18 protein-coding genes are annotated in these 21942 nt (G+C 44.6%); 1 reads left to right on the forward strand and 17 read right to left on the reverse strand.

From position 1 onward, the window contains the following. Positions 1-39 precede the first annotated feature (39 nt). Both mutT and secA read right to left on the reverse strand, forming a co-directional pair. Positions 40-441, reverse strand: coding sequence for an 8-oxo-dGTP diphosphatase MutT (gene mutT, locus D9603_RS09330; protein ID WP_128731095.1), 402 nt, complete (start codon positions 439-441; stop codon positions 40-42). Between the two features lie 63 nt (positions 442-504). Continuing rightward, positions 505-3213 (reverse strand): preprotein translocase subunit SecA, encoded by a 2709-nt coding sequence (secA, locus tag D9603_RS09335; RefSeq protein ID WP_125251073.1) that lies wholly within the window; start codon positions 3211-3213, stop codon positions 505-507. Between the two features lie 1007 nt (positions 3214-4220). Between secA and D9603_RS09340 the strand changes: the two genes are divergently transcribed. Then, positions 4221-4706, forward strand: a complete 486-nt coding sequence (locus tag D9603_RS09340) for a DciA family protein (RefSeq protein WP_194086961.1) — start codon at positions 4221-4223, stop codon at positions 4704-4706. Between the two features lie 40 nt (positions 4707-4746). Here D9603_RS09340 and lpxC read toward each other — a convergent pair whose 3' ends face one another. From lpxC to rsmH, 15 genes are all read right to left on the reverse strand, one after another. After that, positions 4747-5670, reverse strand: a complete 924-nt coding sequence (gene lpxC, locus D9603_RS09345; RefSeq protein ID WP_010368639.1) for a UDP-3-O-acyl-N-acetylglucosamine deacetylase — start codon at positions 5668-5670, stop codon at positions 4747-4749. 88 nt (positions 5671-5758) lie between these two features. Further along, positions 5759-6997, reverse strand: coding sequence for a cell division protein FtsZ (gene ftsZ, locus D9603_RS09350; RefSeq protein WP_128731097.1), 1239 nt, complete (start codon positions 6995-6997; stop codon positions 5759-5761). A 21-nt stretch (positions 6998-7018) separates the two neighbouring features. Next, entirely contained in the window at positions 7019-8251 is a 1233-nt protein-coding gene (ftsA, locus tag D9603_RS09355; RefSeq protein WP_125251070.1) for a cell division protein FtsA, read from the reverse strand. Continuing rightward, a complete protein-coding gene (locus D9603_RS09360) occupies positions 8248-9033 on the reverse strand; it encodes a cell division protein FtsQ/DivIB (protein ID WP_128731098.1) in 786 nt (261 codons plus the stop codon). Before D9603_RS09360 ends, ftsA begins: the two co-directional genes overlap by 4 nt. Position 9034: 1 nt before the next feature. After that, complete coding sequence (locus D9603_RS09365; protein WP_128731099.1) at positions 9035-9946, reverse strand: D-alanine--D-alanine ligase; 912 nt, start codon at positions 9944-9946, stop codon at positions 9035-9037. Continuing rightward, the gene (gene murC, locus D9603_RS09370; RefSeq protein ID WP_128731100.1) at positions 9943-11376 is read right to left on the reverse strand and encodes a UDP-N-acetylmuramate--L-alanine ligase; all 1434 of its coding nucleotides are present in this window, start codon (positions 11374-11376) and stop codon (positions 9943-9945) included. Before murC ends, D9603_RS09365 begins: the two co-directional genes overlap by 4 nt. An 8-nt stretch (positions 11377-11384) precedes the next feature. Next, positions 11385-12452 carry an undecaprenyldiphospho-muramoylpentapeptide beta-N-acetylglucosaminyltransferase gene (murG, locus tag D9603_RS09375; RefSeq protein ID WP_128731101.1) on the reverse strand — a complete coding sequence of 356 codons (1068 nt, stop codon included), beginning with the start codon at positions 12450-12452 and terminating at the stop codon, positions 11385-11387. Next, positions 12449-13624: a cell division protein FtsW gene (ftsW, locus tag D9603_RS09380; protein WP_128731102.1), complete on the reverse strand. Its 1176-nt coding sequence runs from the start codon at positions 13622-13624 to the stop codon at positions 12449-12451. The genes murG and ftsW overlap by 4 nt, the downstream gene beginning before the upstream one ends. Then, positions 13617-14945 carry a UDP-N-acetylmuramoyl-L-alanine--D-glutamate ligase gene (gene murD / locus D9603_RS09385; RefSeq protein ID WP_128731103.1) on the reverse strand — a complete coding sequence of 443 codons (1329 nt, stop codon included), beginning with the start codon at positions 14943-14945 and terminating at the stop codon, positions 13617-13619. The genes ftsW and murD overlap by 8 nt, the downstream gene beginning before the upstream one ends. Continuing rightward, a complete protein-coding gene (gene mraY, locus D9603_RS09390; protein WP_125251063.1) occupies positions 14945-16027 on the reverse strand; it encodes a phospho-N-acetylmuramoyl-pentapeptide-transferase in 1083 nt (360 codons plus the stop codon). The genes murD and mraY overlap by 1 nt, the downstream gene beginning before the upstream one ends. Beyond that, a complete protein-coding gene (gene murF / locus D9603_RS09395) occupies positions 16021-17415 on the reverse strand; it encodes a UDP-N-acetylmuramoyl-tripeptide--D-alanyl-D-alanine ligase (protein ID WP_128731104.1) in 1395 nt (464 codons plus the stop codon). Before murF ends, mraY begins: the two co-directional genes overlap by 7 nt. Beyond that, positions 17412-18875, reverse strand: coding sequence for a UDP-N-acetylmuramoyl-L-alanyl-D-glutamate--2,6-diaminopimelate ligase (gene murE / locus D9603_RS09400; RefSeq protein ID WP_128731128.1), 1464 nt, complete (start codon positions 18873-18875; stop codon positions 17412-17414). The genes murF and murE overlap by 4 nt, the downstream gene beginning before the upstream one ends. Beyond that, a complete protein-coding gene (locus tag D9603_RS09405; RefSeq protein WP_128731105.1) occupies positions 18868-20682 on the reverse strand; it encodes a penicillin-binding transpeptidase domain-containing protein in 1815 nt (604 codons plus the stop codon). The genes murE and D9603_RS09405 overlap by 8 nt, the downstream gene beginning before the upstream one ends. After that, on the reverse strand, positions 20679-21002 hold the full coding sequence (gene ftsL / locus D9603_RS09410; protein WP_128731106.1) for a cell division protein FtsL: 324 nt from the start codon (positions 21000-21002) through the stop codon (positions 20679-20681). The genes D9603_RS09405 and ftsL overlap by 4 nt, the downstream gene beginning before the upstream one ends. Next, on the reverse strand, positions 21002-21934 hold the full coding sequence (rsmH, locus tag D9603_RS09415) for a 16S rRNA (cytosine(1402)-N(4))-methyltransferase RsmH (RefSeq protein ID WP_128731107.1): 933 nt from the start codon (positions 21932-21934) through the stop codon (positions 21002-21004). The genes ftsL and rsmH overlap by 1 nt, the downstream gene beginning before the upstream one ends. Positions 21935-21942: the final 8 nt, after the last annotated feature.

The raw sequence follows: 21942 nt of genomic DNA on the forward strand, positions 1-21942 counted from the left end.
TGACTATCATTCAAGCTTGATATTTAGTAACAAAGTTTGTCACTCTTTTTGTGCCGCTTGTAACCGTTCCACAATGGCTTTATTTGCCGCTGGGAAGTCTAACTCGTGTAAGTTCGAAATCGCTACCCATTGTGATGGTTGCCCCTCAGCGCCATGTGCTTCTCCTGCGAACTCAGTAACTATATGAATATGTAAGCACACCGCTTTATCAGGATAATCGTGCTCTACCCTCATCAACTCAGTAGAGCTGTGTATATCAATCCCGATTTCCTCTTTTAACTCACGTTTTAAGGCAGAGAATACGTCTTCTTCAGCTTCAACTTTACCGCCAGGAAATTCCCACAGCCCACCTTGGTGTTGATCTTTGCTGCGCAAGCAAACAAAGATTTTTTGGTTTTTTTCAATTACCCCAACAGCAACTTCTACTCGTTTTTTTTCCATGATTTTCCTCATAAAAAAAGCGACTGTTCGTCGCTTTTTTAAAGTTAAATAATGATTATTCAATTATTTTAGCTTGCCACAACACTGCTTATATTTCTTGCCAGACTGACAAGGACATGGCTCATTACGGCCCACTTTTGGTTCAGTGCGGTCGCTCACTACAGCGCCCTGTGGTGCTTCACCACCTACGCGCTCAACTTCTTCGTGTTGATATTCGCGTGGTGCTTGCTCACTCTTACGATGTTGCTCTTCAACTTTCTCAACATCTTCCTCTGCACGAACCTGTACTTTGCTCAGAACACCTACAACGTCAATCTTCAAATTCTCAAGCATTTGTGAGAACAGCTCAAACGATTCACGCTTATATTCCTGCTTTGGATTTTTCTGCGCATAGCCACGTAAGTGGATACCTTGGCGCAGATGATCCATCGCCGCTAAGTGATCTTTCCAGTGCTGATCTAGACTCTGTAACATCACTGCTTTTTCGAAATGACGTAGTACATCCTCACCCACCATCTGCTCTTTTTGCTTGTAGGCGTTATCTACTTCTTCAATAATGCGCTCACGAAGTACTTCTTCGTAAAGCTTGGTATCCTCTTCAAGCCATTTCGCAATCGGAAGCTCAACATGGAAATCGTTTTTCAAACGCTCTTCCAACGCTGGAACATCCCACATTTCAGCTAGGCTCTGTGGTGGAATGTATTGATCGATAGTCGCATTCAATACGTCTTCACGAATAGCGGTGATAGTTTCAGAGATATTACCTTCTTCGAGTAGCTCATTACGCTGCTCATAAACTACTTTACGTTGATCGTTTGCCACATCATCATATTCAAGTAGTTGTTTACGAATATCAAAGTTGCGTGCTTCAACTTTACGCTGTGCATTTTCAATAGCGCGGTTCACCCATGGATGCTCAATAGCCTCACCACGTTGCATGCCTAGTTTGCGCATCATGTTAGTCATGCGTTCACCAGCAAAAATACGCATTAACGCATCATCCATTGATAAGTAGAAGCGGCTTGAACCTGCATCACCTTGACGACCAGCACGACCACGTAACTGGTTATCAATACGACGAGATTCATGGCGTTCTGTACCAATGATGTGCAAACCACCTGACGCGAGTACAGCATCATGGCGAGTTTTCCATTCCTGTTTAATTTGGGCAATTTGCTCTTCAGACGGATTTTCAAGTTTTTCAACATCCGACTGCCAGCTACCACCAAGCACAATATCAGTACCACGACCCGCCATATTCGTTGCGATAGTCACTTTTCCTGGCAAACCTGCATCTGCAATGATATCAGCTTCTTGCGCATGGAATTTAGCGTTCAGTACGTTGTGTTCGATTTTTTCTTTACGTAAGAAGTGAGAAAGGTATTCAGAACTTTCGATTGATACTGTACCAACGAGTACAGGTTGGCCACGTTCTTGGCAGCCTCGAATATCTTCAAGAATAGCTTCAAACTTCTCTTCTTGAGTTAAGTAGACTAAATCTGCACGGTCATCTCGCACCATAGGTTTATTGGTTGGGATAACAACAGTATCTAGACCATAAATTGATTGGAACTCAAATGCTTCCGTATCCGCCGTACCTGTCATACCTGCAAGCTTGTTGTAAAGGCGGAAATAGTTCTGGAAAGTGATTGAAGCCAACGTTTGGTTTTCATTTTGAATTCGAACGCCTTCTTTTGCTTCAACAGCCTGATGTAAACCTTCAGACCAACGACGCCCTTCCATCGTACGACCTGTATGTTCATCAACGATGATAACTTCGTTGTCTTTAACAACGTAATCAACATCTTTTTGGTACAGTTTGTGAGCGCGAAGCGCAGCATAAACATGACTTAACAAAGAAATGTTGCCAGCAGAATAGAGCGAATCACCTTCTTCAATTAGATTACGCTCAGTAAGTAGCTCTTCGACCTTAACTTGACCACGTTCAGTTAAATGAACTTGTTTGCCTTTCTCATCAATAGTGAAGTCGCCATCACCTTCAACGCCTTCTTCATCTTCTTTTTCTTGCTGCACAAGTTCAGGAACGATTTTATTGATTTCAGCATATAATTCTGAGCTATCTTCAGCTGGGCCTGAAATAATAAGAGGTGTACGCGCTTCATCGATAAGGATTGAATCCACCTCATCCACAACAGCATAGTTCAGAGGACGTTGAACACGCTCTTCAACGCTAAATGCCATGTTATCGCGCAGGTAGTCAAAGCCAAACTCGTTGTTTGTCCCATAAGTAATATCGGCGCCGTAAGCCTGCTTTTTCTGTTGCGGCATCATACCTGGTACGTTACAGCCAACAGTCAACCCTAAAAATTCAAATAGTGGGCGGTTGGTTTCAGCATCACGTTTCGCTAGATAATCATTCACCGTGATCACGTGTACGCCTTTACCAGAGAGTGCATTCAAATATGCAGGTAGCGTCGCAGTTAATGTTTTACCTTCACCCGTTCTCATTTCTGAAATGCGACCTTGGTGCAACACCATACCACCTATCATTTGCACATCGAAATGACGCATTCCAAATACGCGCTTAGATGCTTCTCGCACCGTAGCGAACGCCTCTGGTAATAAGTCATCTAAACTTAATCCCTGCTCAACACGCTGTTTGAATTCAGCGGTTTTGGCTTTTAATTCGTCATCGCTTAATTTGGTATACTGCTCTTCTAAGGCATTGATTAAGGCGACTGTTTTTCTTAAGTTTTTGATGGTGCGATCATTACGACTACCAAAAATTTTGGTAAAAATATTAGCTAACATGTTTGAACCGATTCACTCTGTGTATTGGCTGACCCATACTTCTAAGCCAGTGTTATTAAGACTGGGTCGCGCTTGTCCTGCTGGCGACAAAAGCGTTCCTAAATTCAAGTTGCTAGATTGCCAATTTAGGAGTGAGCATTTGTGCATTGCCGAATTAAAATTATGCCCTATCATACCAGACTCTTTGCTTCTGCAAACCTTATTGAGCAAATAATACCGGCCTTAATTGCAAGAAATCTTTACTGTTAGGCGTAAGGTTACTATTGCACGTTATCAAGTTTTATTGACACATCACTCTAAAGCGCCTCATCGATTTGGTTTGACTGGTCATATAACCTGAGCAACGGATAATAAGTACCTTTCGCACAGCCAGTTTTTCACACAAATTGACCAAGCGCACGGCTGATGATAGCTAACACTATCTTGCTCAACACTTGTTCAATTTAGGGTGTAAACTGACAGAAGCTCAATTTATCCATACAGATAACATGACGAAAGAAGGTAAATAGCCTGGGCTTCAGATAATTAATACCTTTCTAGCAGCCATTTTCGACGCTAGACAATGAGATAAATTAAGCTTTGCCTTAACAGCAAGTTAGGGCACGCCTTATCAAACCCTCAGGGTAAATACGCTAGATGAGTTTTTTTAAGAAATAAGTTATACCAATTTGACTTAATACTTGCTCAATTTGAAGGAGCAAATCTGACGCTAACAGCGTTAAAAATTTCTTATTTAGAACAACTAAAGAGCAAGTTTTTTGCCTAGTTATCGACAAGATTTTATTGCCTCAAAATAGACCTCTTAATTAAGAAAATTGGTATTAACTCGCTTATTTCTCAAATCCCAGATTTGTATTCACACAAATATTAGTACTTATGGATTTCTCAATATCGAGTCTCTGTTATAATTCAAAGAGACTGAGAAACGACAAATACGATACGTCATGTACCTGTACTTGTTGATATGGCGGTTATTTTTTATTTTTCAACCTACGGGAAGCAAGTCATTGGCTAAAAATCGCTACAATCCAAAGCCATTGGATGAAGTTATGGGTGGGTGGTCTGATAAACTCAATCAGTATGGCCAAAAAAGTGCGCAGGCCGCACAATTACAAACTTGCTTAGTCGAGACGCTCGGACCTATTTTGAGTAAGAAGTGTCGAGTCGCGCATTATCGAGAAGGCACACTCACAATAGAGGCCGCTTCAGCGACCCTAGCCACACGCCTCAACTTTTTAAAAATGGATATACTTAGCGCTTTTCGAAAGGCGGGTGTTCATGACTGCGCTTTAGTGAAAATCACAACAAACCCTGAGGCACAACAGCGGCTAAACAATACTGTTGAGTCACCATCCACAGCTTACAAAGCTAACCGTAACATGAGCCAAGCAACTGGCGAGCAACTGCTGGCATTAGCAGAGTCGGCACCACCTTCATTGAAGGCCAAGCTAGAAAAATTAGCCAAACACGCAACCCCAGCGCAAAAAAAATGACGCCTCAGCGTCATTTTTTTATTAATACCAATTAGGATTTTTAAGCAGTTGCAGTATTGATACCAGCTTCCATACCTGGTGCAGGCATGCTGACCGGTTCTTCAAAGGTTGCCCACTCCCATGCTGATTCTGTCGCCATAATCTCGCGCAGTAACATGTTGTTAAGGCCGTGACCTGATTTGTAGCATGAAATTTTTCCTAGAATGTTGTGGCCCGCCATAAACATGTCGCCAACACAGTCTAAAATTTTGTGCTTTACAAATTCGTCCGCATAACGAAGCCCATCAGGATTCAATACTTTAAACTGATCCAGCACCACTGCGTTATCCATGCTGCCACCTAATGCAAGATTATTAGCGTGCATGTACTCAATGTCTCGCATGAAACCAAAAGTACGCGCTCGGCTGATCTCTTCAGTGAAGCTTTGTGCAGTGATGTCTAAACCAATACGTTGGCGGCTCGCATTTATTGCAGGATGGTTGAAGTCAATTTCAAAGTCGATATGAAAGCCGTCGTAAGGCTCTATTTCAGCCCATTTGTCGCCGTCTTCAACACGCACCTTCTCTTTAATGCGAATAAAACGCTTAGCAGCATTTTGTTCTTCAATACCGCCTTTCTGAATTAAGTAGATAAATGGCAATGCACTGCCATCCATAATCGGCACTTCAGCGCTATCTAATTCAACAATTAGATTATCAATCCCAAGTGCAGCTACCGCAGCAATTAAATGCTCAGTAGTAGACAAGCGAACACCGTCTTTATTCGTTAAACACGTACACAGTTGCGTGTCGCCCACAGCTTCTGGCGTTGTTTCAAAGTCAACAACTGGGTCTAGATCAACGCGGCGAAATACAACACCAGTATTCACACCAGCTGGTCGGAGAGTGATCGTGACCTTTTCACCTTTGTGTAAACCTACACCTGTGGCTTTTACGACTTGTGCAATCGTACGTTGTTTAATCATATATTCGCCCACTTAAATTTCAGATAGGCGGCGGAGTATAACATAGTTCCGCCAAACTGCCAATCTCTGTTTAATTTTTATACCAACTTTAGTCTGACTGCTTACGCAAGAAAGCAGGAATATCGAAGTAGTCGCCTTTTTCCTTACTATCATTGCTCGCATTTGTGGCCGGCTTCGGTGCTGCTTTTTGCTCTTGCACTTGAGGAGCTGGCGCTTCAGCTGGCTGTTCAGGCTCAGCTGATGACGTTTGTGGCTGTGTAAAACTTGGTACATACATGCTAGTTTGTGAGCTTGATTGTGCTCCACCTACCGCATCCGAACCTGACGCTTGCTTGAAACCATTGTCTACAATACCAAACTGAGGACGACGATCTCCACCAAGACCAGTAGCAACGACGGTAACTCTTAGCTCTTCGCTCATTTCAGGGTCAATTACCGCACCAACCACAACTGTCGCATTTTCTGACGCCAGTGCTTTGACATGATTACCGACGACCTCAAACTCCTCGATAGTGATATCCATACCCGCAGTAATATTTACCAAGATACCTTTTGCGCCAGTTAAATCAACATCTTCGAGTAACGGGCTAGAAATTGCAGCTTCAGCAGCTTCTTGCGCTCTGTCTGGGCCTGTTGCTGATGCAGTTCCCATCATAGCTGTCCCCATTGCTGACATCACCGTTCTTACATCTGCAAAGTCAACGTTGATTAGACCTGAACGGGTGATCAGCTCTGCGATCCCCTGAACTGCGCCATAGAGTACATCATTCGCTTTAGCAAACGCATCTAGCAGTGTAGTCCCTTTACCAAGAACTTTAAGCAGTTTGTTGTTCGGAATTGTAATAAGTGAATCTACAATTTCTGACAACTCGGCAATCCCCTGCTCTGCTGCCGCCATACGCTTTTTGCCCTCTAGGTCAAATGGGCGCGTAACTACAGCGACAGTCAAAATACCTAATTCTTTTGCCGCGCGAGCAACCACAGGTGCAGCACCAGTACCTGTACCACCACCCATACCTGCGGCAATAAAGACCATATCGGCGCCTTCTAGACTACTTTTTATAGTCTCAAGGTCTTCTTCCGCTGCGCTTTTACCCACTTCAGGGTTTGCGCCAGCACCTAAGCCCGAAGTAATTTGTGTACCAAGCTGTACCGTAACATCCGCAGATGAACGGCGTAGCGCTTGTGCATCAGTATTCGCAACAATAAAACGAACACCTTCAATTTCTTGATTCACCATGTGTTCTACGGCGTTACCACCACCGCCACCAACACCGATGACTTTAATGACAGCTTCTTCGCTGTGCTGTTCCATAATATCAAACATCTTCACTCTCCGACTTGAGTATTAAAACTCGCCTTGGAACCATTTTGTAACACGGTTCCACCAACTCCCCTCTACATCTGCTTTCGACTTCTGTGCATTCATCGATTGCAGCGATCGACCATATTGTAATAGGCCAACGGCTGTTGCATATGCAGGGTCATCCACATAATCAGTTAATCCTTTAATACCAATCGGTTTACCTATTCTGACTGGCATTTGGAATATATCTTCAGCTACTTCTTGTGCTCCTTGCATCTTGGCGCTACCGCCGGTGAGCACAAGGCCAGCCGCAATTTGGTCTTCAAACCCAGAACGACGAATTTCGTCTTGCGCTAATTCAAATAGCTCTCTGAATCTAGGCTCTACTACTTCAGATAATGTATGACGCGACATTATCCGTGCAGGTCGCCCACCCACACTTGGTACTTCTATGGTTTCTTCACTTGAGGCCATTTGGCTTGCGGCATACGCATATTGTACTTTCAGAGACTCGGCATGCGAAATAGGTGTTCTAAATATTTTTGCAATATCTCCCGTCACTTGATTTCCAGCAACAGGAATAACCGCGGTATGACGCAATGCACCATTAACATAAATTGCAATATCCATGGTGCCACCACCGATATCTAATACTGCAACACCCAGTTCTTTTTCATCTTCCGTCAGTACCGAGTAGCACGACGCCAGTGCATTAAACGTCAACTGATCAACTTGTAGACCGCAGCGTTCAACACACTTTTCGATGTTTTTAGCCATATCATTCGAGCATGTAATAATATGAGCTTTTGCCTCCATTCGAACACCGCTCATGCCTAGTGGGTTTTTAATTCCCTCTTGCATATCGATGCTATATTCCTGTGGCAATGAATGCAGCATTTTGCGCTCAGCAGACATAGGCACAGAGCGTGCAATATGGATAACATTGGCAATATCATCATCCGTCACTTCCGCGTTGTTAATTGCGACCACACCGCTTTCATTTTGACATTGAATGTGTTTGCCAGAAATTCCCAAATATACCGAGCTAATTCGACAATCTGCCATTAGCTCAGCTTCATCTACGGCACGTTTGATGGATTCAGAAACAAGGTCTAAGTCATTCACTCCGCCTTTGTCCATTCCGTGAGAATCTTGGCGCCCAACACCGACAATACTAAGTTGATTGTCCACAGTGATTTCCCCAACCGTGGCGACGACCTTTGATGTGCCCACATCCAATCCAATCACTAAGTTTCTTTCTGCCGACTTCGTCATGCTTCACTCTTGTTATTTTGTTGTTCTTTCTGCTCAATGGGTTCTTTCCAACTCACTGCCAGTCCCGTGTCGTATCTTAAATCAATCACGTCTATTACTTTGCCTTCAGGGCGCTCCATGCGAGGATATACATCTATAAAACGTTGTACTCGTTTGGCTTTATCTTCTCGTCCCAAATTCAAGCGGATGCCGTTATCTAGCCATAATTGCCAAGCAAAACGTTCAGAAAGCGCGAGACTCTCCAACGTAAACTGGTTCACGGCTAGTAAAGCTTTAAACTGCTTAAATGTGTGCCAAGCTTCCTCAGCACTGCCTTCAGGGCCATATAACTCCGGTAGCCCTTCTGGTAATTTGTTGCTTATCGCTTGAAATACTTCACCATCACTATTGAGTAATAAGTCGCTATTCCAATGTGCAACGGGTTTATGCTCCACCACATATACTTGCAGTGTATCCGGCCATTGTTTTCTAACCGATACCGTGGCAATCCATGGAAGCGACTTTACGGCCTCATGCACCGCTTTTACATCCAATTTAAAGAAACTCGTTAAGTCGGTCGTTTTTATCGCCGTTACAATGTCATCTTCATTGGTAAAATAAGGCTTACCAAGTACTTTTAGCGTTTTTATCTGTGCATCATGATGCACGACTAACCAATCGCTTACCCAGTATGTACCTCGTATCAATGTAAAAATAACAGCAAAGAAAAAGCCCAGTCCCCAGAATAGGGGCCAGTTCACTTTGGAACTGATAAGCTTTGCCTTCACCAAAAATGCTCGCATCTTAAAGGGTTTGCTCCAAAATGCGAACAACTAATTGCTCAAAACTTACACCCGTTGCTTTTGCAGCCATAGGCACGAGAGACTTTTCTGTCATGCCGGGAACGGTATTGACTTCCAATAAATAGAAATGCCCCTGCTCATCTTGCATTGCGTCAACTCGCCCCCACCCCGTCGCGCCAACCAATTCAAACGCGTGTTTTGCCATCACCTGTAATTGTTCAGTATGCGCTGCGCTAATCTCTGCAGGGCAATAGTATTGAGTGCTATTAACTTGGTACTTAGCTTCGTAATCGTAAAACCCACGTGGGGTACGCATTTCAATAACGGGGAGCGCATTTTTACCTAGCATAGACACCGTAAATTCCCGACCTGTGATCCATTGCTCTACTAAAACTTGGTCGTCAAATTTGAAGGCGTTATTTAGTGCTCCAGTGAGGCTTTCTTCGCTATCGGCTTGTGCCATACCAATACTAGAGCCTTCGTGGCTCGGCTTGACCATAACTTTACCAAATTGTGCTATGAGTGCCTTAGCATCAAATCCCGTTTCTTTGCTCACGACAGCGTAAGGTGCAGTGCTGAGCTTTGCCGACTGAAATAAGTGCTTGCAGCGGACTTTATCCATCGCAAGCGCGCTGCCTAATACACCGCTGCCTGTATATGGGATCCCCATAAACTCAAGAGCACCCTGAATCGTGCCATCTTCGCCACCACGACCATGTAGCGCAATGAATACGCGTTCCACACCGAGTTCTTTCAGTTCCCATAAATTACGCTCTGCTGGGTCAAAAGCAATTGCGTCAACACCTTGGCTAACAAAAGCATTTAATACCGCATTACCAGACTTAAGCGAAACTTCTCGCTCAGCCGAACTGCCACCAAGTAATACTGCTACTTTACCAAACTGACTACTCATAACTTACTCTGTTTTAATTGCTCTATTGATAGCCCTGTTGCGGCTAGCTGTTTTACGATTTGGCCAATATTACCAGCCCCTTGCGTTAACACTAAATCCCCATCTTGTAGCGTGGTTGCTAATACTTGCGCAAGTTCAGCATGATCGCTGATATGAATAGGCTCTACGCCACGTTGACGTAAGCTACGGCACAAACTTTTACTATCGGCACCAACAATTGGTGTTTCACCAGCACTGTAAACATCCAACAGCAGTAACTTATCAGCATCACATAGTACTTTTACGAAATCTTCATATAGGTCTCTTGTGCGGCTATAACGATGAGGCTGATAGATCATCACAAGGCGCTTATCTGGCCAGCCAGCTTTTGCAGCTTGGATGGTCATAGCGACTTCAGAGGGATGATGTCCGTAGTCATCAACTAACATCACTTCTCCAACTTCGTTGTTAAATGCACCATAATGTTGGAAGCGACGGCCAACGCCTTCAAAGCTCGCTAATGCTTGATAAATCGCATCATTTTCAATGTTGTGATCTTTAGCAACAGCTATCGACGCCACAGCATTGAGAGCATTGTGCTTACCTGGCATATTGAGTGTAACCTCAAGCACCTCACCTTCTTTTGTTTTTACTTTAAAGTGTGATTCACTCTGTGTTTGTGTGAAATCAAATAACTGATAGTCAGCGTCCGCCGCTTCGCCATAAGTAATAGTGGGTCTTGCAAAGCGAGGTAGTAGCTCTTTTGCTACAGGGGAGTCAATACAAACAACCGCTAAACCGTAAAACGGTAAATTATGGATAAACTCTATGTAGGTGTCTTTCATTTTTTCAAAGTCACCGTCATAAGTATCCATATGATCTGCTTCGATATTTGTAACTACAGATACCATTGGCTGCAAGTGTAAAAACGACGCATCGCTTTCATCTGCTTCCGCAATAAGGTACTCACTGCTACCTACTTTGGCGTTGCTACCAGCACTATTTAATAGACCGCCAATGATAAAAGTAGGATCTAACTGTGCCTTGGCAAAAATACTCGCAATCAAGCTTGTTGTTGTCGTTTTGCCATGCGTTCCAGCGACTGCTATACCGTGGCGAAAGCGCATCAGTTCGGCAAGCATTTCTGCACGTCGAACAATCGGTGTTCGATTGGCAAGCGCAGCTTGGATCTCTGGGTTTTGCTCATTAATTGCGCTAGATACTACAACCACATCTGCGGTTTTTACATTATCGGCATGGTGGCCTATGAAAACCTCAGCGCCCATTTTGCTTAAACGCTCAGTCATTGCACTGTTAGCAATATCTGAACCTGTGATACGGTAACCTTCAAAGGCCAGCACTTCGGCAATACCACCCATACCAGCACCACCAATTCCAATAAAGTGGATGGTGTTGATACGTCGCATTGCTCTTCTGCTTGAAGCTTCCATTTACATTCCTAATTCGATAATTCTGTACAAATATGGGCAACTTTAGCCGTTGCCTCCGACTTACCGCATTGTCTCGCTTTAGCCGCCATCAGTGCAATTTTTTTCGGCTCAGTGACTAAGGGCAATAATATCTGCGTGAGTGTTTCAGCGCTCAACTGTGATTGCTGTACTAGCTGTGCAGCCCCCGCTGAGACTAAAAACTGAGCATTCGCTGTTTGGTGATCATCAACAGCATGTGGGAAAGGCACAAATACTGCCATTTTTCCAGCAGCCGCGATTTCACTTACAGTCAAGGCGCCTGCCCGGCAAATTACAATATCTGACCAAGCGTATGCGGTGTCCATATCATGAATGAACTCGCTGACCTCAGCATTAACACCCACATTTTCATAATATTTTTGCACGTCATTTTGATTATTTTTGCCACTTTGATGGCGAACTGCCAGTGATACATCAGGTGCTTGTTGTTGTAACTGAGCCAGCCCTTCAGGTACCACTTCATTGAGTGCACGTGCGCCAAGCGAGCCACCCACTATCAATATGTTTAACGGTACCGAAGGCGATTTTTCTGTTATCTCGGCCACACTCGCTCTCACAGGGTTGCCTACGACATCAGCGAGCTTTTCACTAAATGCTCCTGGAAACCCTGCCAATACTTTGGTGGCAATTTTAGCCAACAGTTTGTTACTCATTCCCGCAACTGCATTTTGCTCGTGGATCACCAAAGGGATCCCAAGCAGTTTTGCAGCCACACCAACAGGCCCCGTCACATAGCCTCCCATAGCCAAAACCACATCGGGCTTACGTTGTCGCAATATCTTTTTGGCTGCAAGTATGGCCTTCAGCACCATAAATGGCGCGGTAATTAAGCGTTTTATACCATTACCACGAACCCCTTTCATGGCAATAAAATCTATCTCAAAGCCGTAACGTGGAACCACGTCGGCTTCCATTCTATCGGCAGTCCCAACCCAGCTCACTTGCCAGGCTTGGCTTTGTAGAAACTGCGCTACAGCAATACCAGGAAAAATGTGCCCTCCTGTACCGCCCGCAACCACAAGAAGACGCTTTGTCATCGCCTACCTCCACGGGATGTTGCTTGCCTTGTCGACATTTTAGTTTCAAAATCAATACGCTGTAGAATAGCAGCCGCAATTGTCATCACCCAAAGACTCGAACCACCATAAGAGATAAATGGCAGAGTGAGGCCTTTGGTGGGCAAGATCCCTGCACTTGCGCCAATATTTACAACGGCTTGAAAAGCAAACCAAATACCAATCCCCAGCGCAAAGTACCCCTCATACTCCTTATTAGCCTTCAGTGCTTTTTGACCAATAAAAAGCGCTCGAGTCACTAACACACCCAGTAAAATGATAATGCTGAATACACCAACAAACCCGAGCTCTTCAGCGATGACAGCAAAAATAAAGTCGTTATGCGCCTCTGGCAGGTATTGTAGTTTTTGGATGCTATTGCCCAAACCTTGACCAAACCAGCCTCCCTGTCCATAAGCCATCAACGACTGTACTAATTGATAACCGGCACCAAATGGGTCTTCCCAAGGATTTAAAAAACCGACTACTCGCTTCATTCGATAAGGCTCAATGATGATGAGTAACACCACCAAAGAAACCCCTGTTAACATCAAAGTGAAAAACTGCCATAACTTTGCGCCTGCTAAAAATAACAAACCAACCGTTGTGACAAACATGACCACTACAGTTCCTAAGTCAGGCTGCATTAAAATTAAAAATGCGTAAGCCGCAAATACTATCATGGGCTTGGCGAAGCCTTTGATATTCTCTTGTACTTCATCGCGTTTGCGTACCAAATAACCCGCAATATAACTAAAGAAAAATAGCTTTGACGCTTCAGCAACTTGCAGACCAAACGGCCCCAACGGGATCCATCGTCTCGCGCCATTCACTTCTCTGCCGATAATCAGTACTGCAACCAATAATATCAGTCCAAAAAGTAACAAATATGGATTGCTCCGTTTCCACCAAGTCATCGGAATATTTGAGGTAAACCAAAACAGTAAAAAAGAGCCGACTAAAAAAATGACATGCCGAATAGTAAAGTGCAGCGGATTATCAAACAGGCGCTCGGCAACCGGCATTGATGCACTCGTGACCATCACAAACCCCACTCCAATAAGCATCAGCATGCAGTACATCAATGGCACGTCAAACAAGCTTTCGGACTGGCGAGGCGTTAAAGCCTCTCTTAGGTTTGTGATACTAAACAAGCGTGTGTTCCTCCACTAACTGAACGAACTCATCACCGCGAGCCATATAATTTGGATACATATCTATGCTGGCACACGCAGGCGCAAGCAAGACAATATCCCCAATGGTAGCAATACTCTTTGCCGCAATAACCGCTTCTTTAAGATTATTGACTCTATGGCTGTTGCGCAGCAGCGGCATAAACTGCTCACCGTCCTGACCAAAACAAAATAGAGCTTTACAGTGTGCGTTTAGCGGTGCTTTCAACGGTGTTAAATCGGCACCTTTGGCATCACCGCCGGCTATCAAGATAATATTTCGCTTAGTGCTTGCTAATGATTCAATCGCAGCCACCGTTGACCCTACATTGGTGGCTTTCGAATCGTTAAAATAGCGCACACCAGCAACATCCGCGACCAATTGACAGCGATGAGGCAAGCCACGAAACGCTCCAAGTGCAGTGACAAATGCGCTAGTTGGCAGCTGCATCGGCGCCAATAATGCCAACACGGCCAAAGCATTAAACTGATTGTGTTTACCCACCATCGCAAGCGAGCTTACAGGCAATAATGGCGTTTGCTTGTAGGCAAAATAAGGTTCGTGTGCCACCTTCATCAAATGATAATCCCCTTCAGTGAGGGATACACTGCTGCCTTGACCATGTTCTGCAAAGGTATGTTGATCTTCAGCATTAAAAACAATATGTTCAACATGCTGGTAAATACGCTGCTTGGCTTTAATATAGGCCTGAAAATCTGGATACCTGTCCATATGATCTTCTGTAATATTCAAGATCATCGCAGACAAGCAAGCTAAGCTGTGGGTTGTTTCTAGCTGAAAGCTAGATAGCTCCAACACATACACATCGTGTTCATCATCAAGTATTGACAGTACTGACGTGCCAATATTTCCGCCAAGTCCGACTTTTAACCCTGCGGCTTTGAGTACTTCTGTTGCTAAACTCACCACTGTCGACTTGCCATTTGATCCTGTTACAGCAATAACAGGGCGAGTGTTCAGTCGAGCAAATAGTTCAATATCACCAATTACCTCCACTCCCTTAGCAATAGCCTGTGCCACGCTCTGTTCAAAAAGCGGGATCCCTGGGCTGATAATGATAAGGTCGGTCTGTGCCAAAGCGGCATCTGCAAGGTTGCCAAATACCGCCTCACAATCCGGTGCATTATGATTCAGCCAATCTGCACAGGGAGGAACCGGACGGCTATCTACCACCTTTGGATTGATACCGTGCGACAACAAAAAACGCACAATCCCTTGTCCTGTGACGCCAAGCCCCAGTACGGTGATATGTTTTTTTTGTAATTGTTCAATATACGTCATTATCTAATCTTCAACGTGGCAAGACCTGCTAGCACCAAAATGATTGAAATGATCCAAAAGCGCACGATCACGCGAGGTTCAGGCCAGCCTTTTAGTTCATAGTGATGATGAATAGGTGCCATTCTAAAAATTCTCTGTCCTCGGAGCTTGTACGAGCCAACTTGTAAAATAACGGACAGTGCCTCCATAACAAATACGCCACCCATAATGATCAACACCAATTCTTGGCGCACCAGAATTGCAATAATGCCAAGTGCACCACCAAGGGCTAACGAGCCAACATCCCCCATAAACACTTGTGCGGGATAAGTGTTAAACCATAAAAAGCCAAGTCCAGCACCAACAATTGCAGTACAGACCACCACCAACTCACTTGTTAGTGGTAAATGAGGAATATGAAGGTAGCTTGAGAAATTCGCGTTACCAGTCACATAAGCGATAATGGCAAGAGCCGAAGCAACCAAGATAGTTGGTACTATCGCCAACCCATCAAGACCGTCTGTAAGGTTAACGGCATTTGAAGTGCCCACAATCACAAAATAGCTCATCACCAAGTAGAACAAACCAAGTTGCGGCAGGACATCTTTCAAAAATGGTACAACTAGGGTTGTTTCAGCCGCATTGGTTGAGGTGAAGTATAAAAATGCAGCGGTAGAGATTGCGATCACTGACTGCCAAAAGTATTTCCAACGGGCGATAAGGCCTTTACTGTCTTTTCGGATCACTTTGCGATAATCATCAACAAAACCCACAATACCCAAACTGCCGATCACAAACAGCGTTACCCATACATATTTGTTACTCAAATCTCCCCAAAGTAACGTGCTGGTAAAAATAGCTGCAAGGATCAAAATCCCGCCCATGGTTGGTGTACCAGATTTAGAAAGATGAGATTCAGGGCCATCATCGCGTACTGTTTGTCCAATCTGCATGCGCTGTAGTGCCGCAATAAGTTTTGGACCGAAATATAAAGAGATCATCAAGGCTGTTAAAATACCTAAAATCGCTCTTAAAGTGAGGTAAGAAAAAACGTTAAACCCCGAATAGTATTGGGTAAGATACTCGGCTAGCCAAACTAACATGTTACTTCTCCTGTCTCGTTATCCGACTGGCCAGCGTTTACTAATTCTTCAACCAGCAATTCCATCCGCGCGCTACGTGATCCTTTTACAATGACCGTGCATCGGCCTGATTGCTCAGCCAACACTACTTTTAACGCCTTCATCAAACTTTCTCTTGTGGAGAAATGACGATTTGGTTTTTCAAATACATTACTGGCGCTACTACTTAGCACCCCCAAAGAAAACAACTCATCAATGCCTTGCTGTTTCGCGTACTCGCCTACTTCTTTGTGATACTCACGAGCCCCTTCACCAAGCTCAGCCATATCACCTAGCGCTAATACTTTATAGCCTGACATCGAAGCCAGTAAATCAATGGCGGCGTTGACCGATTTGACATTGGCATTGTAAGTATCATCAACAACTCGTAGCGTATCTGACACTTGGATCATGTTGACTCGGCCTTTCACTTCAGCCATCTGTGCAAGACCCGTAGCCACTTCTTCAAGGCTGGCACCTAACTCAGTTGTTAACGCCGCAGCAATGAGCGCATTACTGACATTGTGTTGTCCTGAAAGTGGTAAGCTAACCCTGACACTCTGGTTGTCTCGGCATAACTTAAAGGTAGGTCTAGCCAACTCGTCTAGCGCCACCTCGTCCACCCATATGTCGAGCTGTTCATGTAAGCTATAACGTTTAACATTCGTGACAGTTAGGTTTTCTTGCCACATCGCAGCGTAATCACTATCAGCGTTAATCACAGCGACACCATTTACTTTTAGGCCTGAAAAGATTTCCCCTTTGGCTTTACCTACACCATCTATTGAGCCAAACCCTTCAATGTGTGCAGGTGCAACGTTGCATACAGTGGCAACATCAGGACTCACGAGCGCGGTGGTATAGGCTATTTCCCCTAAATGATTAGCACCTAATTCAACCACTGCATATTGATCTTCTTCAGTCAACCGCAGCAAGGTTAAAGGAACACCTATATCATTGTTAAAATTACCTTTTGTTGCTAACACTTTGCCTTTTTGCGCTAAAATAGCAGCGCACATTTCCTTTACCGTGGTTTTTCCAACACTGCCGGTGATCGCAATGGTTTTAGGCGCCACAGTGTCAATCACAGCTTTACCAATTTGACCTAAAGCAATACGGGTGTCATCAACGACAAACTGCACTAAATCAATATCTTCATCAGGACAAGATACAATAGCCGCTATCGCGCCCCGCGCCTTAGCCACTTCCAAAAAGCGATGGCCATCAAAGTTAGGCCCTTTAAGCGCTAAAAATACTTCTCCAGACTCAATGGTTCTGGTGTCCGTATTGATGTTGGCGACTGCCAAATTCTCCCCGTTGTAAGAGGTTTTTAAGACTGCTGCAAGCCAAGAGAAATCCATCTTGATCATGCCTTTTCCCCTTTTAAAATCGCTGTAACACATTGCCTATCGCAAAAATCAATGCGCTCAGTACCTATAATCTGATAATCTTCATGACCTTTACCCGCGATCAACACCACACTATTTTTATCAGCCAGCGCTATCGCGTGTTGAATGGCCAGCCCTCTATCTGGCTGGCAGACAGCATACTCGGGGTTGATGAGTCCTGCCTTAATATCTGCAATGATTACATTAGGATCTTCACTGCGAGGATTGTCACTGGTGATCACCAATTTATCCGCAAACTTTTCCGCCGCTCGGGCCATCTCAGGACGTTTGCCTTTGTCTCTATCACCACCACAACCAAACACACAGATAAGCTCGCCCGGGACATGTGCACGTAATGCTTGTAACGCTAGCGCTAAAGCGTCGGGGGTATGGGCATAATCGACAATACAAGTTGGCTTTTCTGGTGCACTATAAGGCTCCATACGCCCAGCTACCGGCGATAATTTAACGCAGGCACAGGCTAGTGTTTCGAGACTTTCTCCTTGAAGGAGTAAGCTGGCAAACGCAGCAGTTAAGTTATACAGGTTAAACTCACCATAAAGTGGCACGTTAATTTGACACTCACCCCAGCTGGTTTTTAATGTCGCGCTCAAACCATGCGGATGTGTTGATACTGCATCAAAAAATACGTATTGCTTGAACGCATGTTTTGCATCCCAGCGCCCGTAAGCAACGAGAGTTTCATCATTGAGGGCATGCGCCCAGCTAGCGCCAACCTCATCATCAATGTTGATGACCTTGTGCTTAGGCGCACAACGAGTAAAAAGTAATTTTTTGGCTTCTGCGTAGCTTTGCATATCACCATGATAATCAAGGTGATCACGAGTCAGGTTAGTGAAAATCGCCACATCAAAGTCACATTCATCAACGCGCCCCTGAACTAAACCGTGAGAGGAAACCTCCATAGCTACGTGCGTAAAATCGCGGCTCAACGTAGCGAGAATACGTTGTAAGTCGACATTTGATGGCGTGGTATTTGCCAATGGAATAAGTGTATCAGGATGACCAAAGCCAAGAGTCCCAACCACCGCTCCTGCGCGGCCAATTAAAGTGGCTAAATTAGCAATCATGGCAGTAGTCGTAGACTTGCCGTTGGTACCGGTCACCCCTGTTAATTTCAGCTTTTTGCTTGGCTGGCAATAAAATTGGGCAGCGATAGCCGCTAGTTTCTCAGTTAGGTTATCCACAAAAATAACCTGCTCTGGTGCCACATTTGGTTCACTTGCTGTTTCAGCTAATACGCACTTAGCTCCTTGCGCAATTGCACTGGCAGCATATTTAGCGCCGTTTTGGGTATGCCCCTGTAACGCAATAAAGCAATCTCCAGGTTCAATCGCTCTACTATCAATTCGTAAGTTCTTAACTTCAATAGTATGAGTATTGACTCCAAATTCACTTAATATTTGAGCCAAATCACGCATCATTATCGGCTCCTGAAACATACGCTACACGCCCTTTATCTGGCGCTACATTTAAAATTCTTAGTGCATTAGACATGATTTCTGCAAAAGCCGGTCCCGCAGTTTGGCCGCCGTAATAAACATCACCTGCTGGCTCATTAACCATAACAACCACCGCAAGTCGCGGATCGCTCACCGGTGCAACCCCCGCGAAATAACCAACATACTCATCACCATAGCCGCCTGCTACTGCTTTTTCTGAAGTACCGGTTTTCCCCGCAGCGCGATACCCATCAACTTTTACGTTATGGGCGGTGCCGCCACGCTCAAACACAGATTCCATCATTTCCACTACAGCTTGAGTATCTTGCTCGCTAAATATACGTCTCCCCTCTGGGACTTCGTCTTGCTTCACTATGGTCAAAGGTCTCAATATGCCCCCAGCGCCAAACATGGCATATAACCTTGCCATTTGTGCCGTACTCACAGAAACCGCGTAGCCATAAGACAAAGTTGCTATTTCGAAGTTAGACCAGCGGCGGTTTGGATAAAACAATCCGGCGCTTTCACCAATCATATTTGACCCTGTCGGTTCGCCAAAACCAGCTTGTTGATATAAATTGATGAATGCTTCTTTCGGTAGCATTTGCGAAATTTTAGCCACCCCCATATTACTGGAGATTTTAAGAATTTCTCTGAGGCTTAGCTCCCCATTATTACGTGTATCTTTAACTAACCCACCACTTAAGTTCATCCAACCAGGGTGTGTATTTATCGTGTCATTAGCTTGGATTGCGCCATAATGTAATCCTGCTAACACCGCCAAAGGCTTTAGTGTTGAACCTGGCTCAAATAAGTCTGTCATGGCGCGATTACGACGTTTATAGGGCGCTGCCGTGCTCAGATCATTAGGATTAAAACTTGGACTGTTTACTAAAGCTAAAATTTCACCAGTGTGAACATCTACTACTATTGCTGAACCAGAAGTGGCTTTATAGCTCAAAACTGCGGATTTGAGCGCTCGGTATGCGATGGCTTGAATACGTAAATCAATACTTAAGTACACATCTTCAGGCTCAACCCGTTGTTCTTCAGATAAAACCTGAACCTCACGGCCTTGAGCATCTTTACGGATTGTTCGTTTACCAGCAGTGCCGGTGAGTGCAGAATCAAACATCCGCTCCACACCTTCAATACCTTTGCCGTCAATATCGGTTACACCTATCATATGTGCCGTGACTTCACCACTTGGGTAAAAGCGCTTAGACTCATCAAGCAAGTGAACGCCTGGTAGGCGCATTTGACGAATATAATTAGCGACGACTGCTGTCACTTGCCGCTTTAAATAAACAAAACGACGGCTTGGGTCTCCCCTAAGCCGTTCATCTACACTTTGTGGTTTTAGCCTGAGCACATCGGCTAGTTCTTTCCAGCGGATTTCATCATCATACCAAGCTTGTTTTCGCAATGTCAGCTCTGGCTCATTTTGTGCCAATGCTTTGTGGTCTTCTCCCTCTTTACGAGCTTTACGAAGTACCTTTTTTGCCAGCGCTTTATCGATAGCTAAAGGATCAGCATACACACTTACCACAGGTACGCTTACCGCAAGCTCTTTACCATTTCGGTCAAAAATCATCCCGCGCTGAACATTTAACTTTTCAACACGAACTGTACGCTTTTCGTTTTCTTTAATCGCTTTATCAGGCTCTATGACTTGCAAAAATGCCGCTCGTGCGACCAAAGTCATAAAAACCATAAGCATCACGCCACATACCAGCGCAAAGCGCCAAGTGATGATTGATTGAGTCTTTTGCTTTGGCTTATTCATGGCAGCACAATCACCTGTTCGTCTTTACTTGTTGGACGTTTCATTTCTAGCTGCATCTTGGCAATCTCTTCAATCCTTGCATGCTGTGAATAAAATTCCTCTTCAACAACGAGGTAACGCCATTGCAGATCTAATTCATCACGTTGCTGTAATAGCTCATCTTGTAGTATTAATTGTTGCCTAGTTAAATGTGTGATCTGAACAACACAAAGTGCAGAAATCAAGATCGTCACCAGCAACAACGCCGTCAGCTTATTAGAAATTAAGAAGTGGCTAATTTCGACAAACAGATTCGGTTGGCGTTGCTTGCTGGCATTCATTAGAGCTTCTCCGCCACTCGCAATACCGAGCTGCGAGAGCGTGGGTTCAGTGCAATCTCTTGATCGCTCGGTTTAATGGCTTTACCCACTGCCTTTAAGGTGAGATTTTGTTTAAGTTGTTCATCCGTTAAAGGCAGACCTCTGGGTATCGCCTCTCCCTTACTCTGCTTCTTGATAAACTGCTTTACGATACGATCTTCTAAGGAATGGAACGAGATCACCACTAACCGCCCACCAGGTTTTAATACCGATAGGGAGGCTTGCAATGCCGTCTGAATTTCTTCTAACTCACTGTTAATGTAAATTCGAATAGCTTGAAAAGTGCGAGTTGCGGGGTGCTTGTGCTTATCTTTCACAGGCACAGCATCATCAATTAATTGTGCTAATTGCGCCGTGGTGGTAATTGCGGTGTGCTCGCGTATTTCGATGATTTTACGTGCAATACGGGTGGCAAACTTCTCTTCACCGTATTTTTTTATCACAAACACCATTTCTTCTAGCTCAGCTTCAGCGAGCCATTGAGCAGCACTTCGACCCGAATCAGGATCCATCCGCATATCCAGTGGCCCGTCTTTCATAAAACTAAAACCACGATCGGCATCGTCAAGTTGAGGAGAAGACACGCCTATATCCAGTAAAATACCGTCGACTTGACCTAAAATTCCAGCCTCTTCAGCGACTGATTTTATTTCTGAGAAACGACTGCGCGCGATTGCAAAGCGCGTATCATCAGCAAACTTCTGAGCAGCTTTGATCGCTTGAGGATCCTGATCAATCGCTTGCAAACGCCCAGAGGTTAATCGCTTGAGGATTTCGCCTGAGTGCCCACCTCGTCCAAATGTTCCGTCGATATAAATACCTTCGGGATTGATTGCTAGAGCATCTAATGTTTCGGCCATTAACACCGAAATATGCTTAAACTCTTCGCTCATTAATTTAT

Source organism: Pseudoalteromonas sp. PS5 (genome assembly GCF_004103255.1).
GTDB lineage: Bacteria > Pseudomonadota > Gammaproteobacteria > Enterobacterales > Alteromonadaceae > Pseudoalteromonas > Pseudoalteromonas peptidolytica.

What these genes read in the sequence shown, in the direction of transcription:
- mutT (WP_128731095.1), bottom strand. Translation starts at nt 441, where the DNA reads ATGGAAAAAAAACGAGTAGAAGTTGCTGTTGGGGTAATTGAAAAAAAC.
- secA (WP_125251073.1), bottom strand. Translation starts at nt 3,213, where the DNA reads ATGTTAGCTAATATTTTTACCAAAATTTTTGGTAGTCGTAATGATCGC.
- lpxC (WP_010368639.1), bottom strand. Translation starts at nt 5,670, where the DNA reads ATGATTAAACAACGTACGATTGCACAAGTCGTAAAAGCCACAGGTGTA.
- ftsZ (WP_128731097.1), bottom strand. Translation starts at nt 6,997, where the DNA reads ATGTTTGATATTATGGAACAGCACAGCGAAGAAGCTGTCATTAAAGTC.
- ftsA (WP_125251070.1), bottom strand. Translation starts at nt 8,251, where the DNA reads ATGACGAAGTCGGCAGAAAGAAACTTAGTGATTGGATTGGATGTGGGC.
- D9603_RS09360 (WP_128731098.1), bottom strand. Translation starts at nt 9,033, where the DNA reads ATGCGAGCATTTTTGGTGAAGGCAAAGCTTATCAGTTCCAAAGTGAAC.
- D9603_RS09365 (WP_128731099.1), bottom strand. Translation starts at nt 9,946, where the DNA reads ATGAGTAGTCAGTTTGGTAAAGTAGCAGTATTACTTGGTGGCAGTTCG.
- murC (WP_128731100.1), bottom strand. Translation starts at nt 11,376, where the DNA reads ATGGAAGCTTCAAGCAGAAGAGCAATGCGACGTATCAACACCATCCAC.
- murG (WP_128731101.1), bottom strand. Translation starts at nt 12,452, where the DNA reads ATGACAAAGCGTCTTCTTGTGGTTGCGGGCGGTACAGGAGGGCACATT.
- murD (WP_128731103.1), bottom strand. Translation starts at nt 14,945, where the DNA reads ATGACGTATATTGAACAATTACAAAAAAAACATATCACCGTACTGGGG.
- mraY (WP_125251063.1), bottom strand. Translation starts at nt 16,027, where the DNA reads ATGTTAGTTTGGCTAGCCGAGTATCTTACCCAATACTATTCGGGGTTT.
- murF (WP_128731104.1), bottom strand. Translation starts at nt 17,415, where the DNA reads ATGATCAAGATGGATTTCTCTTGGCTTGCAGCAGTCTTAAAAACCTCT.
- murE (WP_128731128.1), bottom strand. Translation starts at nt 18,875, where the DNA reads ATGCGTGATTTGGCTCAAATATTAAGTGAATTTGGAGTCAATACTCAT.
- D9603_RS09405 (WP_128731105.1), bottom strand. Translation starts at nt 20,682, where the DNA reads ATGAATAAGCCAAAGCAAAAGACTCAATCAATCATCACTTGGCGCTTT.
- ftsL (WP_128731106.1), bottom strand. Translation starts at nt 21,002, where the DNA reads ATGAATGCCAGCAAGCAACGCCAACCGAATCTGTTTGTCGAAATTAGC.
- rsmH (WP_128731107.1), bottom strand. Translation starts at nt 21,934, where the DNA reads ATGAGCGAAGAGTTTAAGCATATTTCGGTGTTAATGGCCGAAACATTA.